Source organism: Brachybacterium sp. AOP25-B2-12, from assembly GCF_052378625.1.
Classification (GTDB): domain Bacteria; phylum Actinomycetota; class Actinomycetes; order Actinomycetales; family Dermabacteraceae; genus Brachybacterium.
Genome location: NZ_JBQSXW010000016.1, coordinates 20,867 through 36,526 on the forward strand (window position 1 = coordinate 20,867; position 15,660 = coordinate 36,526).

Annotated in this window: 17 protein-coding genes; 11 read left to right on the top strand and 6 right to left on the bottom strand. The window is 72.2% G+C overall.

The window, feature by feature from the left end; genetic code table 11:
* Nucleotides 1-7 precede the first annotated feature (7 nt).
* Nucleotides 8-946 (bottom strand): metallophosphoesterase, encoded by a 939-nt coding sequence (locus tag ACT3TZ_RS11745; RefSeq protein ID WP_444583610.1) that lies wholly within the window; start codon nt 944-946, stop codon nt 8-10.
* Nucleotides 943-3,372 (bottom strand): penicillin-binding protein, encoded by a 2,430-nt coding sequence (locus ACT3TZ_RS11750; RefSeq protein WP_444583611.1) that lies wholly within the window; start codon nt 3,370-3,372, stop codon nt 943-945. Before ACT3TZ_RS11750 ends, ACT3TZ_RS11745 begins: the two co-directional genes overlap by 4 nt.
* A gap of 133 nt (nt 3,373-3,505) precedes the next feature.
* On the opposite strand from ACT3TZ_RS11750, the gene ACT3TZ_RS11755 reads away from it, so the two are divergent.
* Genes ACT3TZ_RS11755 through ACT3TZ_RS11770 form a run of 4 tightly spaced genes read left to right on the top strand, consistent with a single transcriptional unit; the run spans nt 3,506 to nt 5,322 of the window.
* Complete coding sequence (locus ACT3TZ_RS11755; protein WP_444583612.1) at nt 3,506-3,826, top strand: WhiB family transcriptional regulator; 321 nt, start codon at nt 3,506-3,508, stop codon at nt 3,824-3,826.
* Between the two features lie 32 nt (nt 3,827-3,858).
* Nucleotides 3,859-4,023 carry a DUF4177 domain-containing protein gene (locus tag ACT3TZ_RS11760; RefSeq protein WP_444583613.1) on the top strand — a complete coding sequence of 55 codons (165 nt, stop codon included), beginning with the start codon at nt 3,859-3,861 and terminating at the stop codon, nt 4,021-4,023.
* Between the two features lies 1 nt (nt 4,024).
* The gene (locus tag ACT3TZ_RS11765; protein WP_444583614.1) at nt 4,025-4,501 is read left to right on the top strand and encodes a RidA family protein; all 477 of its coding nucleotides are present in this window, start codon (nt 4,025-4,027) and stop codon (nt 4,499-4,501) included.
* On the top strand, nt 4,498-5,322 hold the full coding sequence (locus ACT3TZ_RS11770; RefSeq protein ID WP_444583615.1) for an MBL fold metallo-hydrolase: 825 nt from the start codon (nt 4,498-4,500) through the stop codon (nt 5,320-5,322). The genes ACT3TZ_RS11765 and ACT3TZ_RS11770 overlap by 4 nt, the downstream gene beginning before the upstream one ends.
* A 91-nt stretch (nt 5,323-5,413) precedes the next feature.
* On the opposite strand, the gene ACT3TZ_RS11775 is transcribed toward ACT3TZ_RS11770, so the two are convergent.
* Nucleotides 5,414-6,091, bottom strand: coding sequence for a Crp/Fnr family transcriptional regulator (locus ACT3TZ_RS11775; RefSeq protein WP_444583616.1), 678 nt, complete (start codon nt 6,089-6,091; stop codon nt 5,414-5,416).
* Between the two features lie 152 nt (nt 6,092-6,243).
* Between ACT3TZ_RS11775 and ACT3TZ_RS11780 the strand changes: the two genes are divergently transcribed.
* From ACT3TZ_RS11780 to ACT3TZ_RS11795, 4 genes are all read left to right on the top strand, one after another.
* Nucleotides 6,244-6,912, top strand: a complete 669-nt coding sequence (locus tag ACT3TZ_RS11780) for an endonuclease III domain-containing protein (protein ID WP_444583617.1) — start codon at nt 6,244-6,246, stop codon at nt 6,910-6,912.
* Nucleotides 6,909-7,661 carry an NUDIX hydrolase gene (locus tag ACT3TZ_RS11785; RefSeq protein ID WP_444583618.1) on the top strand — a complete coding sequence of 251 codons (753 nt, stop codon included), beginning with the start codon at nt 6,909-6,911 and terminating at the stop codon, nt 7,659-7,661. Before ACT3TZ_RS11780 ends, ACT3TZ_RS11785 begins: the two co-directional genes overlap by 4 nt.
* Before the next feature lie 285 nt (nt 7,662-7,946).
* Complete coding sequence (locus ACT3TZ_RS11790) at nt 7,947-8,330, top strand: cold-shock protein (protein ID WP_444583619.1); 384 nt, start codon at nt 7,947-7,949, stop codon at nt 8,328-8,330.
* 4 nt (nt 8,331-8,334) lie between these two features.
* A complete protein-coding gene (locus tag ACT3TZ_RS11795) occupies nt 8,335-9,183 on the top strand; it encodes a DUF3027 domain-containing protein (protein WP_444583620.1) in 849 nt (282 codons plus the stop codon).
* A gap of 130 nt (nt 9,184-9,313) precedes the next feature.
* On the opposite strand, the gene ACT3TZ_RS11800 is transcribed toward ACT3TZ_RS11795, so the two are convergent.
* Genes ACT3TZ_RS11800 through ACT3TZ_RS11810 form a run of 3 tightly spaced genes read right to left on the bottom strand, consistent with a single transcriptional unit; the run spans nt 9,314 to nt 12,224 of the window.
* Nucleotides 9,314-10,453 (bottom strand): DNA polymerase III subunit delta', encoded by a 1,140-nt coding sequence (locus ACT3TZ_RS11800; protein ID WP_444583621.1) that lies wholly within the window; start codon nt 10,451-10,453, stop codon nt 9,314-9,316.
* Nucleotides 10,450-11,157, bottom strand: a complete 708-nt coding sequence (gene tmk / locus ACT3TZ_RS11805) for a dTMP kinase (protein ID WP_444583622.1) — start codon at nt 11,155-11,157, stop codon at nt 10,450-10,452. Before tmk ends, ACT3TZ_RS11800 begins: the two co-directional genes overlap by 4 nt.
* The gene (locus tag ACT3TZ_RS11810; RefSeq protein ID WP_444583623.1) at nt 11,157-12,224 is read right to left on the bottom strand and encodes a Gfo/Idh/MocA family protein; all 1,068 of its coding nucleotides are present in this window, start codon (nt 12,222-12,224) and stop codon (nt 11,157-11,159) included. The genes tmk and ACT3TZ_RS11810 overlap by 1 nt, the downstream gene beginning before the upstream one ends.
* A 191-nt stretch (nt 12,225-12,415) precedes the next feature.
* Between ACT3TZ_RS11810 and ACT3TZ_RS11815 the strand changes: the two genes are divergently transcribed.
* Genes ACT3TZ_RS11815 through ACT3TZ_RS11825 form a run of 3 tightly spaced genes read left to right on the top strand, consistent with a single transcriptional unit; the run spans nt 12,416 to nt 15,637 of the window.
* Complete coding sequence (locus ACT3TZ_RS11815) at nt 12,416-13,729, top strand: ABC transporter substrate-binding protein (protein WP_444583624.1); 1,314 nt, start codon at nt 12,416-12,418, stop codon at nt 13,727-13,729.
* 4 nt (nt 13,730-13,733) lie between these two features.
* A complete protein-coding gene (locus ACT3TZ_RS11820) occupies nt 13,734-14,708 on the top strand; it encodes a carbohydrate ABC transporter permease (RefSeq protein WP_444583625.1) in 975 nt (324 codons plus the stop codon).
* Complete coding sequence (locus tag ACT3TZ_RS11825) at nt 14,705-15,637, top strand: carbohydrate ABC transporter permease (protein WP_444583626.1); 933 nt, start codon at nt 14,705-14,707, stop codon at nt 15,635-15,637. Before ACT3TZ_RS11820 ends, ACT3TZ_RS11825 begins: the two co-directional genes overlap by 4 nt.
* Nucleotides 15,638-15,660 lie beyond the last annotated feature (23 nt).

Here is a 15,660-nt window from a genome sequence, read left to right on the forward strand (position 1 = left end):
CGACCGTTCAGACGCGGCGCGGGGTCAACGTGAGCAAAGTCGCCTCCGGCGGATTGGCGAAACGGTAGTTCGAGTAGGGACTGGCGCCGAGGCCGCCGCTCACGTGGAGCGGCACCCCGCGCCAGGCGGAGAGGCCCCGCGCCTGGCGCCGCGGGAGATCGCAGTTGGTGACCAGCGCGCCGAACCCCGGGACGCGGAGCTGACCGCCGTGGGTGTGGCCGGCCAGGATCAGATCGGCGCCGTCCTGGACGAAGGCGTCGAGCACGCGACGGTACGGCGCATGGGCCACGCCGATCCGCACGACGGCGGCCCCGAGGTCGCGATCGGCCGCCGGGGGAGCTTCCGGGCCCGGCATCTCGTCACGCTCCAGGTGGGGGTCGTCCACGCCCACCCAGCGGATCGTGGCGCCGGCCGCGGTGCTCTCGCCGCGACGGTTGGTCAGGTCCACCCAGCCGTGCTCCGACAGCACGCGGGCCAGGGCCGGGGTCGGCAGGTCCAGGGGTCGTGCGGCCGTCGTGTATCCCTCCGGTCGCGGATCCGGCAGGAAGTAGCGCAGGGGGTTCTTCGGGGAGGGCGCGTACATGTCGTTGCTGCCCATGACGAAGGCGCCCGGCCTGCTCAGCAGGGGAGCGATCGCATCGGCCAGGGCCGTCACCGACCAGGGACCCGCGATGTTGTCGCCGGTGTCGACCACGACGTCCGGCTGGAGATCCGCGAGGGATCGCAGGAAGGCCAGCTTGCGCTCGTCGTCGGGCAGGAGGTGGATGTCGGAGATGTGCAGCAGGCGCACGGGGGAGGCCGTCACCGGCAGGACCGGCACCTCCGCGCGACGCACCGTGTACCGGTGCACCTCGATCCGGCGCGCCCAGACGTGCGCACCGGCGGCCGCGACGCCGGCCAGCGCGATGCCCGCGCCGAGCGTGCGCCGCGTCGACCTGCCCGTCACGAACCAGCCGAGACGATGATCGAGACCGGGGCGCCCTTGGCGAGCTGGCTGCCCGCCTCCGGGTCCGTCCCGATGACCTGGCCCTCGGGCACCCGGTCCGACTTCCCCTCGCGCTGCGAGACCTGGTACCCCGCGCCGGACAGCGCCGCCGTCGCGTCCTCCGGGGACTTCCCGGCCACGTCGGGCACGGTGTCCCCGCCAGCGGCGGGCTGGTCGCCCTGCGGGTCGCCGCCGCCCACGAGGGAACCGCCCGGCGGCTGGTCCGGGAACGGGATGTTGGGCAGGCCCCGGGTGATGTCGGTCATGTACTCCTGCCACGTGGGCAGCGAGACGGTGTTGCCGTAGACGTCCCCGGAGAGGGTCCGGCCGTCCACCACGGTGCCCTGCGGGGGCACGTTGCCCGTCGGCGAGCCGTACCAGACGGCGGTCGAGAACTGCTTGGTGAATCCGACGTACCAGGTGTGGTACTCCCGGGACGAGGTGCCGGTCTTGCCACCGGCCGTCTGGCCGGGGATGACCATGCCCTTGCCGGTCGCGCGGGGGTCCGAGAGATCCTGCTCGAGGACCCAGGAGACCGCGTCTGCGACCTTCTGGTCGAGGACCTGGCTGCACTGGGAGCCGGAGGTCGGCATCTCCTTGCCGTCGCGATCGGCGACCGAGGTGATCGGCGTGGGCACGCAGTAGGTGCCGCCCGAGGCGAACGTCGCGTAGGCGGCGGCCATGTCGAGCGCCGAGATGTTCTGCTCGCCGAGCACGAGTGCGGCGGGCGCCAGACCGGAGCCGTAGATGTCCTCGATCGGCGTGGCCGCGGCATCCTGGGCGAGCCGGTTGAAGCTCGCGGGCACGGCCCCCATCGTGCGGGCGCGGCTGCCGATGTCGCAGAGGTCGATCCGCAGCGCGATCTGCGCGTACGAGGTGTTGACCGAGAACTTGGTCGCGTCGAGCACGGTCTGCTCCGGGGGCAGGGTGAAGCCCACCGCGTTGTCGGGATCCCAGGGGTCCGAGGGCTGGTACCAGCGTCCCCTGTTCAGGCACCGTGCGGGGAACGACGCCTTGGGGCCACGGGCGGTCGCGACGGTGTCGTAGATCGAGTGTCCGGTCTCGAGGTACTGGGTGAGCACGAACGGCTTGTACGTCGAGCCGACCGGGAAGCCGTTGCCGCCGCCGTACTGGTGGGGCACGTTGAAGTTGATCGCCGTCTGCCCGACGCCCGCATCCTGGTAGGGGTTGAACGTGCGGTTCTGCGCCATCACGAGGATCTTGCCGGTGCCCGGCTCGACGGTGACGATCGAGTGCCCGAAGCCCTTCTGGGCATCGGGTGCGACCTTGCGGTTGACGATGTCCTCGGCGATCTTCTGCTTGCCGGGATCCAGCGTCGTGCGGATCGTCAGGCCGCCGCCGTACAGCAGCTTCCGGCGCTCCTCGGGGGTCGCGGCGAACTTCGGATCGTTCACGAGCACCCGGGAGACGTAGTCGCAGAAGAAGCCGCTGCCCCCGGCGTCGGCGCAGCCCGCCGTGACGTTCTGGACGTGGAGCATGTCCTGCACCGGCTGCTGGGAGTACTGGTCGAACGTCGGCTGGTCGATGTATCCCTGGTTCAGCATGTCGCGCAGGACCTCGTTGCGGCGCTTCTGACCGGACTCGGGGTGCTTGACGGGGTCGTACTGGTTGGGGCCGTTGGTGATGGCGGCGAGCATCGCCGCCTCACCCGGGTTCAGGTCCGCGGCGTTCTTGGAGAAGTAGTGGAGAGAGGCGGTCTGCACGCCGTACTGCGAGGGACCGAACTGGGCGAGGTTCAGGTAGCCGTTGAGGATCTCGTCCTTGGACCACTTCTTCTCGAGGGAGATCGCGAGCTTGGCCTCCCGGAGCTTGCGCCCGTAGGACTGCTCCGTCGCCTTGGCGATCCCCTCCTTGTCGCCCTTCTGCACGGCGTCCATGAGCAGGGCGTTCTTGATGTACTGCTGGGTCAGCGTCGAGCCGCCCTGCGTCGGGCCGCCCACGGAGTTCGAGAGCAGTGCGCGGACCATGCCCTTGGGGTCGATGCCCCCGTGCTCGTAGAAGCGGCGGTCCTCGACGGCGACCACGGCGTGCTGCATGTGCGGGCTGATCTGGTCCAGCGGGACCATGATCCGGTTCTCGGTGTAGAACGTCGCCAGGAGCGAGCCGTCGGCCGCCTCGATGCGGCTGGACTCGTTCAGGGGCGCGACCTCGAGCTCGGTGGGGAAGGAGTCGAACATCGTGACCCCCTCCTCGGCGACCTTCGAGGTGAGCGTCACGGCGGGCACGAAGAAGGCGGCCATGAGCACGCCTGCGAGACCGCACACGGCCAGCATCCCGAACAGCAGCATGAGGGTCTGGGCGGCGACGGTCGAGACCGGACGGTGCTCGTTCCCGGGGTCGCCGCGCAGTTCGTCGATCGCAGACATGCGCCCCAGGGTACGGTGCGCGGGCGCGCTCGTGCGAGGGCTCGCCGCCGCCGCCCGCTTGGCACGTGATCCGTTCGACCCTACGATGGCTCGGAACCAGACCGGTCGATGAGGATTCGGGGAGGTCACGATCATGACGATCGCGAGCGTCGCAACGGCGACGGACGGAAGCTGGGCCGGACGAGGCGCGTGCAGCGTGCTCGATCCGGAGGAGTTCTTCGCCCAGGGGGCAGAGCAGCAACGCATCAAGACCGTGTGCGCGGAGTGCCCGGTGCGGGTCGAATGCCTCGCCGATGCGCTCGACAACCGCATCGAGTTCGGCGTGTGGGGCGGCATGACCGAGCGCGAGCGGCGCCGGCTGCTGCGGGAGCACCCCGAGGTCAGGGACTGGTTCGGAGTGCTGGATCGTGCCCGCACCCGCAGTCCGGCGGTGATCGAGCGGGTGGCGGGCTGAGGGGTGCCGGTGGCGGCCAGTAGAGTCCTGCCATGACTGCGATCCGCTGGGAATACCTGACCGTGCCCCTCCTCATCCATGCCACCAAGCAGATTCTCGACAACTACGGGAGCGAGGGCTGGGAGCTGGTCCAGGTGGTCCCCGGACCCAACCCCGAGTCCCTCGTGGCGTACCTCAAGCGCCCCCTGGACGCCTGACATGAGCGCCGTCGAGGACCGTCTGGCCGAACTCGACATGACATTGCCGCAGGTCGTGCCCCCGCTGGCCGCCTACGTGCCGGCCGTGCGCTCGGGCGACCAGGTCTGGACCTCCGGCCAGCTGCCGATGGTCGACGGGGCCCTGCCCGAGACGGGCGTCGTCGGCACCGCGGACGGACAGGTCGCCCCCGAGCGCGCTCAGGAGCTCGCTCGGATCGCGTGCCTGAACGCTCTGGCCGCCGTGCGCTCGGTGATCGGGGACCTCGATCACGTCGTGCGCGTCGTCAAGGTCGTCGGCTTCGTCGCCTCCGCGCCCGACTTCACGGGGCAGCCCGCCGTCGTCAACGGCGCGAGCGCCCTGCTGGGTGAGGTCTTCGGGGAGGCCGGCATCCATGCCCGCTCGGCCGTCGGCGTGGCGGTCCTGCCCATCGGCTCCCCCGTCGAGGTCGAGCTCGTGGTCGAGGTCGCCGGCTCGTGAACGAGGACAGCGGGCGGGTGCCGGGTGCGGTGCCCGCCCGGCTGGTCACTCTGCGGGCCGACAACCCCGGCCCGTTGACGCTCACCGGCACCAACACCTACGTGGTGCTCGACGCGGGGCAGGCCTGGATCGTGGATCCCGGGCCGCGCGACCCCGAGCATCTCGCGCGAATCCTGGAGAGTTCGCAGATCGCGCACGGCGTGCAGCCGGCGGGGATCCTCGTGACGCACCGCCACGGCGACCACACCGATGCGGCCGGCACCCTGCGCCGCCAGCTCGAGAACCGCACGGGCAGGTCCGTGCCGCTGTGGGCGGCCGATCCCGCGGCCGTGCCGGGCGCCCGGGACGTCCCGTCCGAGCTGGTCGGGGACCACGGCACCGTCGCCCACGTGATCCATCTGCCCGGGCACACCGACGACTCGATCGGACTGCTGGTCGACGGCGGCAGGATGCTCACCGGGGACACCCTCCTGGGCGGGGCCTCGACGGTGATCGTGCCGCGCGACGGCGGGGACCTCACCGCCTACCTGCAGTCCCTCGCCGTGCTGCGGGCGCTGGCCCTGGACGGCAGGATCTCGAGCCTGCACCCCGGTCACGGTCCCGCCGCCACCTCGCCCACCGAGGCGATCGGCGCGATCGAGCAGGCCATCGCCCACCGCGAGGAGCGGATCCGCCAGGTGCGCGAGGCGCGAGCGGCAGGCGCCCTGACCATGCCGCGCCTGCTGCGCGCCGTCTACGGGCCGGACCTCCCGGACGCCCTGCGCGAGGCGGCCGAGTGGAACCTCCGGGCCACGGTCGAGCACCTGGCCCGGATCGCCTGAACGGCACCGCCTGTCGGGAGCGCGACAGGGGCCGGCCGCGCTCGCGCGCGACCGGCCCCTCGTGCTGCATCCGCCCCGGAGGGCGGCCGTCTCAGCGGGCGCGGCGGTGCAGGCGCTCGACGTCCTGCAGGAGCACGGCCCGGGCCTCGAGGCGGATCCATCCGCGCGAGGCGAAGTCGGCCAGGGCCTTGTTGACGGTCTCGCGGGACGCGCCGACCAGCTGGGCGAGCTCCTCCTGCGTGAGGCCGTGGGCGACCATCACGCCGTCGTCGGTCTGCCGGCCGAAGCGCTGGGCGAGGTCCAGGAGGTTCTTGGCGACGCGACCGGGCACGTCGGCGAAGACGAGGTCCGCGAGGGACTCGTTGGTCTTGCGCAGACGGCGCGCGAGGCTGGCCAGGAGGTGGCGGGCCACCTCGGGGCGCTGGGCGAGGACCCGGTAGAGGTCCTGCTGGGTGAGGGAGTACAGGCTCGTCTCGGCGACGGCGGTCGCGGTCGCGTTGCGCGGCGCGGGATCGAACAGGGACAGCTCGCCGAGGGTCTCCCCGGGGCCGAGCACCGCCAGCAGGTTCTCCCGGCCGTCGCCCGAGGCGTGGCCGACCTTGACCTTCCCGGTGCCGAGGATGAACAGGCGATCCCCCTGGTCGCCCTCGCGGAAGATCACCGCCCCGCGGTGGTAGTCCTCCTGGGTCATCGACGCGAGCACGGCCTGCTTGCCGTCGTCGTCGAGAGCGGCGAACAGGGGTGACGAACGTACGATGTTCTCGTCCACGGATCCTCCTGGCATATGCGTCCCGCGTGATCGGGACGGTGGTCTCGGGATCCATTGTGACTGATGATCGGCGCTGATGCGTGGGAGCAGTCACAACGTCCGACTCGTCCCGCCCGCCGCGCCGCGGGACGGCCCCCGGAGGTGACCGGCCCGTGCCCCCAGCGCCCGTGCGTCCTGCGGCCCCCGTCGGCCTCGTCGCGGAGCGTCTCGCACGGGCGTATCCCGGGGCGCGCACGGAGCTGGACCACGCCTCCGCCTTCGAGCTGCTCGTGGCCACGGTGCTCTCGGCGCAGTCCACCGACGTCGGGGTCAACGCGGTCACGCCCGAGCTGTGGGATCGCTGGCCCGATCCGCGCGCGCTGGCCGCCGCGGACCCGGCCGAGGTCGAGCAGGTGCTCCGACCGATCGGCATGGCGCCCACCAAGGCCCGCCGGATCCTGGCGCTCGCGGAGATCCTCGCGTCGCGCCACGGCGGTGTCGTGCCGGCCGATCGCGGTGCCCTGGAGGCGCTGCCGGGCGTGGGTCGCAAGACCGCCTCGGTGGTCCTCGGCGTGTGGTTCGGCCAGGGGGCGCTCGCGGTGGACACCCACGTGGGCCGTCTGGCCCGGCGCCTGGGCTGGACCACGCAGAAGGACCCGGGCCGCGTCGAGGAGGACGTCCTGCGACGTCTCCGCGAGGAGCCGGGGGACGACGACGTGGACCTCACGGCGCTCTCGCTGCGCCTGATCCTGCACGGCCGTCGCGTCTGCACCGCCCGAGGACCGCGCTGCGCCGCGTGCGACCTCGCCGACGTGTGCCCCTCCGAGGGCGTGGCGGCATGAGGCCGCCCCTCCGCGGGGCGGCGGCCACCGGGCACGAGACGTCGGCGCACCGTCCGGCGTCGCAGGGCCCGAACGCCGCGGCGGGCGGCCTCCCGGACTTCCTGCGACCGCTGGCCGCGCGCCTCCGCGGGAGCGATCGCGAGCTCGCGCCGCCGCTGCGACCGGTGCCCGAGGTGTGGGAGCCCCGCCGCAGCGCCGTCCTCGTCCTCATCGCCGGGACCACCCTCGAGGCCTCGAGCCTGCTGCTCGAGGAGCGCTCGCACACGATGCGCTCCCAGCCCGGGCAGTTCGCCCTGCCGGGAGGGCGCGTCGAGCCCGAGGACCCCGACGATGTCGCGACCGCGCTGCGTGAGGCGCGCGAGGAGACGGGGCTCGATCCCGACGGGGTGCAGGTGGTGGGCTCCTTCGCGCCCATCCCGATGCCCTGGCGCAGCTACCAGGTGCGTCCGGTCGTCGCCTGGGCCTCTGCGCGACCCGCCCTGGCGCGGGTGGATCCCGCCGAGGTCGAGTCCCTCGTGTGGGCGCCGGTCGCCGGTCCCGGATCGCTCACCGACCCCGGGGTGCGGCGCCTGGGAACCCTCGACGGCGAACCCGCCGGCACGGCGTTCGACCTGCCCGGCGACGCCTTCGTCTGGGGCTTCACCGCGATGATCCTCGATGCGGTCCTCGGTGAGCTCGACGCACCGCTTCCGCGGGGCGATGCCCGGCCCGCGGAGGTCCCGGAGCTGCGACGCCGCGCCGGCCTCTGAGCCGTGCACCGTCGCCGCGTCGGACGGCGGCCGCCACCGTCCCGCTCTGCACCGGGAATCCGCTGGGTACCTGCGTTCCGGCGCCTGTACGATGGTGGGGATGTGCGTGCGGCCGTGACGGTGCGCCGACCGTCGCCGCGGGGTTGCGACCGCCGGGCGAGGTCGCGCCGACGGCCCGCGGGACCGGGAGCCCCCCGGACGCCGCACCTCCCGGCGCGACGCGTCGGAACCACGACTGCTGGATGACTGCATGAGGCGCCCTGTGGGCGCAGGGACGGGGACGACGTGCCACGTGGCAAGGTGAAGTTCTACGACGCCGACAAGGGATTCGGCTTCCTCACGGACGAGGACGGCGCGAGCGTGTACGTGCACGCCTCCGCGCTCCCGGACGACATCCCGGCGCTGCGCCCGGGTGCGCGCGTCGAGTTCGACGTCGCGGACGGCCGCCGCGGCCCCCAGGCCCTCTCGGTGCGGCTCCTCGAGCCCGCGCCCTCGGTCCTGCGGGCCCGTAGGAAGCCGCCGGAGGACATGGCCGTCCTGGTCGAGGACCTGATCCGTCTCCTGGACTCCGCCTCGGACGGTCTGCGGCGCGGCCGCTACCCGGACCGCTCCCACGCGGACAAGGTCGCGACCGTGCTGCGCGCCGTGGCCGACGACTTCGAGGCCTGAGCCCATGGCACCACGCACCTCTGCGCCCCGCCTCGACGCCGTCAGCGCCAATGCCGTCGATCTCGCGCGCGCCGCGCTCGAGGCCGTCACCGAGCCCGGCCAGGTCGGTGCGCACGAACGGGTGATCGCCTCGGGCGACCGCCTGGTGACCCATGTCTTCGCGTGCACCATGCCCGGATACCGGGGCTGGTCGTGGGTCGTCGTGCTGGCCCGCGCGCCGCGCGCCAAGGTCCCCACCGTCTCCGAGACGGCGCTCCTGCCCGGCGAGGACTCCGTGCTCGCCCCCGCCTGGGAGCCCTGGTCCGAGCGTCTGCGCCCCACCGACGTGGGCCCGGACGACCTGCTGCCCTACCTCGACACCGACCCCCGCCTCGAGCAGGGCTACGAGCAGACCGACGACGAGGAGGCCGATCGCGCGACCCCGTGGGAGCTGGGCCTGGGACGCAAACGCGTCCTGTCGCCGTTGGGTCGCGGTGAGGCCGCCGACCGCTGGCAGGAGGGCGAGTTCGGCACCCGCACGGACGGCGAGCGTCGGCGCAAGGCCCCTGCGGACGACACCGCCGGCCAGGACTGCGGGAGCTGCGGCTTCCTGACCCTGCTCGCGGGCTCGCTGCGCCACGAGTTCGGGGTCTGCACCAACGAGTGGTCGCCCGCGGACGGCCGCGTGGTGGCCCTGGACTACCGGTGCGGAGCGCATTCGGAGACCGGCCACGAGGACACGCCGCCGGAGGATCCCTCGCACGGCGTGGTCCTGGACGAGCTGGGCATCGACTACGTCGACCAGCCCGCGGCCGAGGCGTCCGCGACGGAGGCGGCCGAGACCCCCGAGGAGCTGGAGCCCGCCGAGGCGTGATCGGCCGGTCACGGGAGGGCCCGGCGCAGCGCGCGAGGCCCGACCGGCTGGTCGCGACGCGGACCGAGCTGTCCTGCCGTGGCCAGATGGCGTGGCGTCGCGTGATGCGGCCCGGCGCGGTCCGGCCCGATCAGCTGGTCGCGACGCGGCCGAGCAGGGCCTCGATCGCCAGCAGCGGCGGGACGTTGCCGGCGATCCGGGCGCGCGCGGTGCTCACGGCATCGAGCAGGCCCAGCGTGGCGCGGGGATCCCGATCCCGTGCCGCCTCCTCGATCGCATCGAGCACCCCCGGGTTCACGAGGTCGCTGCCCGTGCCCAGCTGCACCGTCAGCACGTCGCGCAGCACGGCGTGGACGTCGAGCAGGTAGCGATCCAGCACGTCCCGGACCAGGCGCGTCTGGCGCCGCTTGGCGTCCTCGTCGAGCTGGCGCACCTGCGCGCGCAGTGCCGGGGGCACCGAGGAGCCCTCGATGCCCGCCGACCGCATGAAGGCGGCGCGCTCGGCGGCCGAGACCTCGTCGGCGTGCGCCTTGGCCTCGGCGGTCGCCCGATCCACGAGCTCCTGGGCCACGAGCACGGCATGCCCCGTCGACCGCAGCCTCAGGAGGTCCCGGGCCGAGCTCTCCCGGGTCGCCAGCACGCCCTCCTGGGTCGCGTACCGCAGCGCGAGCCCGATGTGCCCCTGGGCGGCACGCGCGCTGCGACGGGCCAGCTCCGGCTCGACGCCGTCACGGCGCACCAGCAGGGCGGCGACCTCATCGGCCGGGGGGATCCCGAGATGGACCACCCGGCAGCGGGAGCGGATGGTGGGCGCGAGATCCTGGGCCGATGGCGCGCACAGCATCCACACGGTCAGCGGCGGGGGCTCCTCGATCGACTTCAAGAGCACGTTGAAGGTGCCGGGGCTCATACGATCCGCGTCCTCGACGATCACGACGCGATGCCGGCCGGCCGAGGGAGCGCGCTGGGCGGTCTGCACGAGCGAGCGCACCTCGTCCTTGGAGATCGAGAGCTTGTCCGTCGCGACGACCGCGACGTCCGGATGGGTGCCCGCGAGCACCGTGCGGCACGCCCGGCACTCTCCGCAGCCCAAACCCGGCGCGGTCTCGCACTGCAGGCTCGCCGCGAAGGCGCGTGCGGCGGTCGAACGCCCGGACCCCGGGGGGCCCGTGACGAGCCACGCCTGGGCGAGGGAGCCTTCGGGGGACGCCGCGCGCCGGAACTGGGCGACCGCCGCCTCCTGCCCGACGACCTCGTCCCACACGCTCATCGCGGCACCTCGGCGCCCGGCCGGTCGGTCGCGGCGCCCGATGCCCTCACCAGCGGGTCGATCGCCGCGACGACCGCGGCATGGACCTCCTCGCGGCCGCGGGTGGCGTCGATGATCCTCCAGCGCCGCGGATCCTCGCGGGCGAGGGCGAGGAACTCCTCGCGGACCGCCGTGTGGAAGGCGATCCCGGCGCGCTCGAGGCGGTCCAGGGAGCGGGCCTCGCGACGCTCGGCGATCGCCTCGGGCGGGAGGTCCAGCAGCAGGGTCCGATGGGGGAGCAGGCCCTCGACCGCCCAGAGGGACAGGGCGCGGACCTGCTCGGGGTCCAGCGCCCGGCCCACGCCCTGATAGGCCACGGAGGAGTCGAGGTAGCGGTCACCGAGCACGATCCCGTCGCGGTCCAGGTGCGGACGCACGAGGGTGTCGACGTGGTGGGCGCGGTCGGCCGCATACAGCAGGGCCTCGGCGCGCGGTGCCACGTGGTCCCCGTGCAGGATCAGGGTCCGCAGCTCCTGGCCCAGCGACGTGCCGCCCGGCTCCCGGGTCAGCAGGACACGCTCCGGAGCCAGCCCGAGTCCGCCGACGAGATGCTCCCGCAGCAGCTCGATCTGGGTGGACTTCCCGGCGCTGTCCCCGCCCTCGAAGGTGATGAAGCAGCCCGAGGCCGCAGGGGCGCCGGCGGGGGCGTGCAGGGTCGAGGACATCAGGCGTGCTCCCCGGGGTACTCGACGCCGAGCGCCGCGCGCACGGCATCCAGGGATTCCATCACGGACAGGGTGTCGTCCCAGCTCATGACGGGGGAGGAGGTGTCCCCGGAGACGATCCGGCGGGCGGCCTCCGCCGCTTCGTACGCCATGCCCAGGCCCTTGTCGCCGGGATGCTCGAACGTGCCGTGGCGGCCGTCGCGCGTGGTCACGGTGAGGGTGCCGGGGGCGTAGAAGGGGGCGGAGAGGTGCGCGGAGCCCAGGGTGCCGTGGACCCACGCCTCGTTGTCGGTGCGGGCGCGCAGGGTCGTGTCGAGCACGGCGAGCCCTCCGCGAGCACCGGTGGCGATGATCGCGGCCTCCGCGTCGACGCCGGTCCGGGTGAGGGCGCCGCGCACGGCCACGTCGCCGAGGTCACCGAGCACCATCTGCGCGAAGGAGACGGGGTAGACCCCCAGGTCCAGCAGGGCGCCGCCGCCGAGCTCCGGGTCGTACAGGCGGTGGGCCGGATCCGGGTCGAAGGCCTGGCCGTGATCGGCGCGGACGCTCACGATCTCCCCGAGCACGCCGTCGGCGATCACCTGGCGCAGCACGTCGGACTGCGGGAGGAAGCGGTTCCACATCGCCTCCATGCAGAACACGCCGTTGCGCTCGGCGATCTCGAGCAGCTCCGCGGCCTGGCGGCGGTTGAGGGTGAAGGCCTTCTCGACGAGCACGGGGATCCCGGTCTCGAGGACGGGACGGGCCAGCGCATGGTGCTGGGCATGGGGCGAGGCGATGTAGACCGCATCGAGTCCCCCGGCGTCGAGCATCCTGTCCAGATCCGCGTACGCGGCGGGCGCGGGGCCGCCGGCCGGGGTGTGCGCGGCGGCGAAGGCCTCCGCGCGGTCGAAGGAGCGCGAGGCCACGGCGACGACGCGCGAGGCCGTCGCCGTGTGCAGGGTGTCGGCGAACTGCCCGGCGATGTGACCGGGGGAGACGATGCCCCAGCGCATGGGCGGGGCGGTCGCGGGGTCCGGGACCGTCGTGGCGGGCAGCACCAGGGGGGCGGGGGTCGCGTCGCTCATGGGTCCAATCTATCGGCGTGCACCGACGAACGCCCGGGTGCCCGCCCCGGGAGGCCTGCCACGGGAAGGTGAGCGATCCAGGTCACGTCTCGGTCTCGATCGGTCCGGGCGCGGGCCGGATCGGCGCGACGGATCTATTCTGCCGACCAGACGCCAAGGGCGGTGTCTCTTCGGAATAAAGGGGTTTCGACATGACGGACAGCACGTTCTCCCGATCCACCACCCGACGGACGGTGCTCGGTGCGGGTGCCGCAGGCGCCGCGGCCATCGGCCTCGCGGCCTGCTCGAGCGGCTCCTCGGGAGGTGACGCCCCGGCGGCGGACTTCACCGAGAAGGGGCCCATCACGCTCGCGCGGGGCAAGGACACCTCCGGGGCGCTCACGGAGTTCCTCGATCGCTGGAACTCCGAGCACCCCGACGAGAAGGTCACGCTCATCGAGCTCCCCGAGAGCGCCGACGACCAGCGCTCCCAGATGATCAACAACGCCCAGGCCAAGTCCGATGCGTACACGGTGCTGGGCCTGGACGTCGTGTGGACGGCGGAGTTCGCCGCCAACCAGTGGGTGGTCGAGCTGCCGAAGGACAAGCTGCCGGTCGACACCATGATCGAGGCGACGGTCGCCACGGGCACGTACTTCGACAAGCTCTACGCGATGCCCTTCACCACCAATGCCCAGCTGCTGTGGAGCCGCAAGGACCTCCTCGAGCAGGCCGGGTACACCGAGCCCCCCAAGACCTTCGAGGAGCTGTGGGAGGCGATCGACAAGATCCGCGCGATCGACGGCTCGATCAACGGGTTCGGCTCGCAGTACTCGAAGTACGAGGGACTGACCTGTCAGCTCACCGACGTCGTGAAGTCCGCCGGCGGCGCGATCTTCGACGCCGACGGGAAGCCCCAGGCGGACTCCGCGGAGGCGGTCACCGCGCTGCAGACCCTCCGGGACGGCTTCGACAAGGGCTGCATCCCCAAGGAGGCCCTGACCTACAAGGAGGAGGAGTCCCGTCAGGCGTTCCAGGACGGCAAGCTCGCCTTCCTGCAGAACTGGCCGTACGTGTGGGACAAGTTCCAGGCCGACGACGGCTCCAGCCAGGTCAAGGACAAGGTGCAGGTCTCCCTGGTCCCGGCGGTGCAGGGGGACGGCACCTCGACGGTCGGCGGGCTGAACCTCGCGATCAGCGCGTTCGCGAAGAACAAGGGCACCGCCCTCGACTTCATCGCCTTCATGACCGCGCAGGAGCAGCAGGTCGCCTGGTTCGAGGCCTCGGCCACGCCCACGGCGGCCAAGGCGGTCTACGAGGACGCGACGCTGAAGGAGAAGTTCACCTTCCTGGACCAGCTCAAGGGGGCGATCGACAACGGCGTCTCGCGGCCGCAGGTGGTCAAGTACGGGGACGTGACCCAGGCGATCCAGGAGGCCGCCTACGGCTGCATCTCCGGCACCACCGAGGCGAAGGATGCCCTGACCACCCTGCAGAAGCAGCTGACCGACCTGGTCGCGAAGTGACCTCGTGGCCACGAAGAACGTCGTGACCGGCGGGCAGGGGAGGCTCGCGTACCTGCTCCTGCTGCCCACCCTGATCCTGCTGGCCCTCGTGGTCGGCTTCCCCCTCGTCCTGTCGGCGTGGCAGTCGCTCACCCAGACGGGCGGCGACATCGACCCCGCCACCGGGATCATCCGCTCCGGGGACTCCTTCGTGGGCCTGCAGAACTACCTGAACGCCTTCACGTCCTCGGGGGCCGGCGCCGGGTTCTGGAACGCCTTCTGGAACACGACGCTGTTCACCGTGATCGGCGTGGGCGTCGAGACCGTCCTGGGCGTGGCCATGGCGCTCATCATGGCCAGGGCGCTGCGTGCCACGGGGATCGTGCGCGCCTCGATCCTGGTGCCCTGGGCGATCCCGACGGTCGTCTCGGCGCTCATGTGGCAGCTGATCTTCGACGCCAACGGGATCGCCAACCGCATGATCGGCCATCAGATCCTGTGGACCACGGAGGGCTGGCAGGCCAAGGCCGCGGTGCTGATCGCCGACATCTGGAAGACGGCCCCGTACATCGGTCTGCTGACGCTCGCCGGTCTGCAGACGATCGACGAGGGGGTGTACGAGGCGGCCAAGGTCGACGGCGCCGACCGCTGGCAGACCTTCTGGCGCATCACCCTGCCCCTCGTGCGGCCCGTCCTCGTCGTGGCGGTGCTGTTCCGGCTCCTGGACGCGATGCGGATGTTCGACCTGCCGTACGTCCTGCTGGGACGGCTGGCATCCGGCCAGACACTGTCGATGCTCGCCGCCGATGCCGCGAGCAAGACCGACTACGGCATGGCCTCGGCGTACTCGATGATCCTGTTCGCCTACATCTGCCTCATCGCCTTCGTCTTCGTGCGGATGCTCGGAGCCGATGTGATCGGTGCGGACGAGGGGCGGACCCGGCGCCTCGGGCGCACGGCGCGCAGGACACGCGCCACCAGCGAAGGGAGCTTGGCATGAGCGCGACCGCCACCACGACCCCCAGGGGGCGCCGGGCCCCGGTGCGCTCGAGCACGGGGGAGCTGCTGACCCCGCGCAGGATCAAGGGCGGGAGGGCTGCCACGATCGTGATCGGGGTGGGCATCGCCTTCATCCTCGTGTACTGCCTGGCGCCCTTCTACTGGATGCTCGTCTCCGCGCTGCGGCTGCCCAGCGAGGGCCGCTCGACCGAGCTCATCCCCAGCCCCATCAGCCTCGAGAACTTCGTGGCGGTCTTCGATCCCTCCAACGACTTCGCGCGCTCGCTCGTGAACTCGCTGATCGTGGCCGGGGGCACGACCGTGCTGGTGCTCGTGCTCGGGACGTTCGGAGCCTATGCGCTGGCGCGGCTCAGCTTCCGCGGGAAGATCCTCGTGATGTTCCTGATCGTCGCGACGTCGATGTTCCCGGTGATCACCCTCGTGGTGCCGCTGCTGAAGATGTTCAGCGGAGGGTTCGCCTGGTTCCCCTTCACCTGGATCAACACGTACCAGGCGATGATCCTGCCCACGATGTCCTTCGCCCTGCCGCTGGCCGTGTGGAACCTCAACGCGTTCTTCCGGCAGCTGCCCGTCGAGCTCGAACAGGCGGCGATGGTCGACGGCACCACGCGGTTCGGGGCGTTCTGGCGGATCATCCTCCCGCTCGCGGCCCCGGGCGTGTTCACGACGGCGATCATCACCTTCATCGCGGCCTGGAACGAGTTCCTCATCGCACTGACGATGGTCAACGCCCCGGAGATGCAGACCGCCAACGTGGCGATCTCGAAGTTCACGGGGTCCTCGCAGTTCGACACCCCGTACGGCACCAAGATGGCGGCCGGGCTGATCGTCACGGTCCCGCTCATCGTGATGGTGCTGATCTTCCAGCGGCGCATCATCGGGGGACTGGCGGCGGGTTCCGTGAAGTAGCCGGCCGCCTGCACCGATGCCCG

What these genes read in the sequence shown, in the direction of transcription:
- ACT3TZ_RS11750 (WP_444583611.1), bottom strand. Translation starts at nt 3,372, where the DNA reads ATGTCTGCGATCGACGAACTGCGCGGCGACCCCGGGAACGAGCACCGT.
- ACT3TZ_RS11755 (WP_444583612.1), top strand. Translation starts at nt 3,506, where the DNA reads ATGACGATCGCGAGCGTCGCAACGGCGACGGACGGAAGCTGGGCCGGA.
- ACT3TZ_RS11760 (WP_444583613.1), top strand. Translation starts at nt 3,859, where the DNA reads ATGACTGCGATCCGCTGGGAATACCTGACCGTGCCCCTCCTCATCCAT.
- ACT3TZ_RS11765 (WP_444583614.1), top strand. Translation starts at nt 4,025, where the DNA reads ATGAGCGCCGTCGAGGACCGTCTGGCCGAACTCGACATGACATTGCCG.
- ACT3TZ_RS11785 (WP_444583618.1), top strand. Translation starts at nt 6,909, where the DNA reads ATGAGGCCGCCCCTCCGCGGGGCGGCGGCCACCGGGCACGAGACGTCG.
- ACT3TZ_RS11795 (WP_444583620.1), top strand. Translation starts at nt 8,335, where the DNA reads ATGGCACCACGCACCTCTGCGCCCCGCCTCGACGCCGTCAGCGCCAAT.
- ACT3TZ_RS11800 (WP_444583621.1), bottom strand. Translation starts at nt 10,453, where the DNA reads ATGAGCGTGTGGGACGAGGTCGTCGGGCAGGAGGCGGCGGTCGCCCAG.
- tmk (WP_444583622.1), bottom strand. Translation starts at nt 11,157, where the DNA reads ATGTCCTCGACCCTGCACGCCCCCGCCGGCGCCCCTGCGGCCTCGGGC.
- ACT3TZ_RS11810 (WP_444583623.1), bottom strand. Translation starts at nt 12,224, where the DNA reads ATGAGCGACGCGACCCCCGCCCCCCTGGTGCTGCCCGCCACGACGGTC.
- ACT3TZ_RS11815 (WP_444583624.1), top strand. Translation starts at nt 12,416, where the DNA reads ATGACGGACAGCACGTTCTCCCGATCCACCACCCGACGGACGGTGCTC.
- ACT3TZ_RS11825 (WP_444583626.1), top strand. Translation starts at nt 14,705, where the DNA reads ATGAGCGCGACCGCCACCACGACCCCCAGGGGGCGCCGGGCCCCGGTG.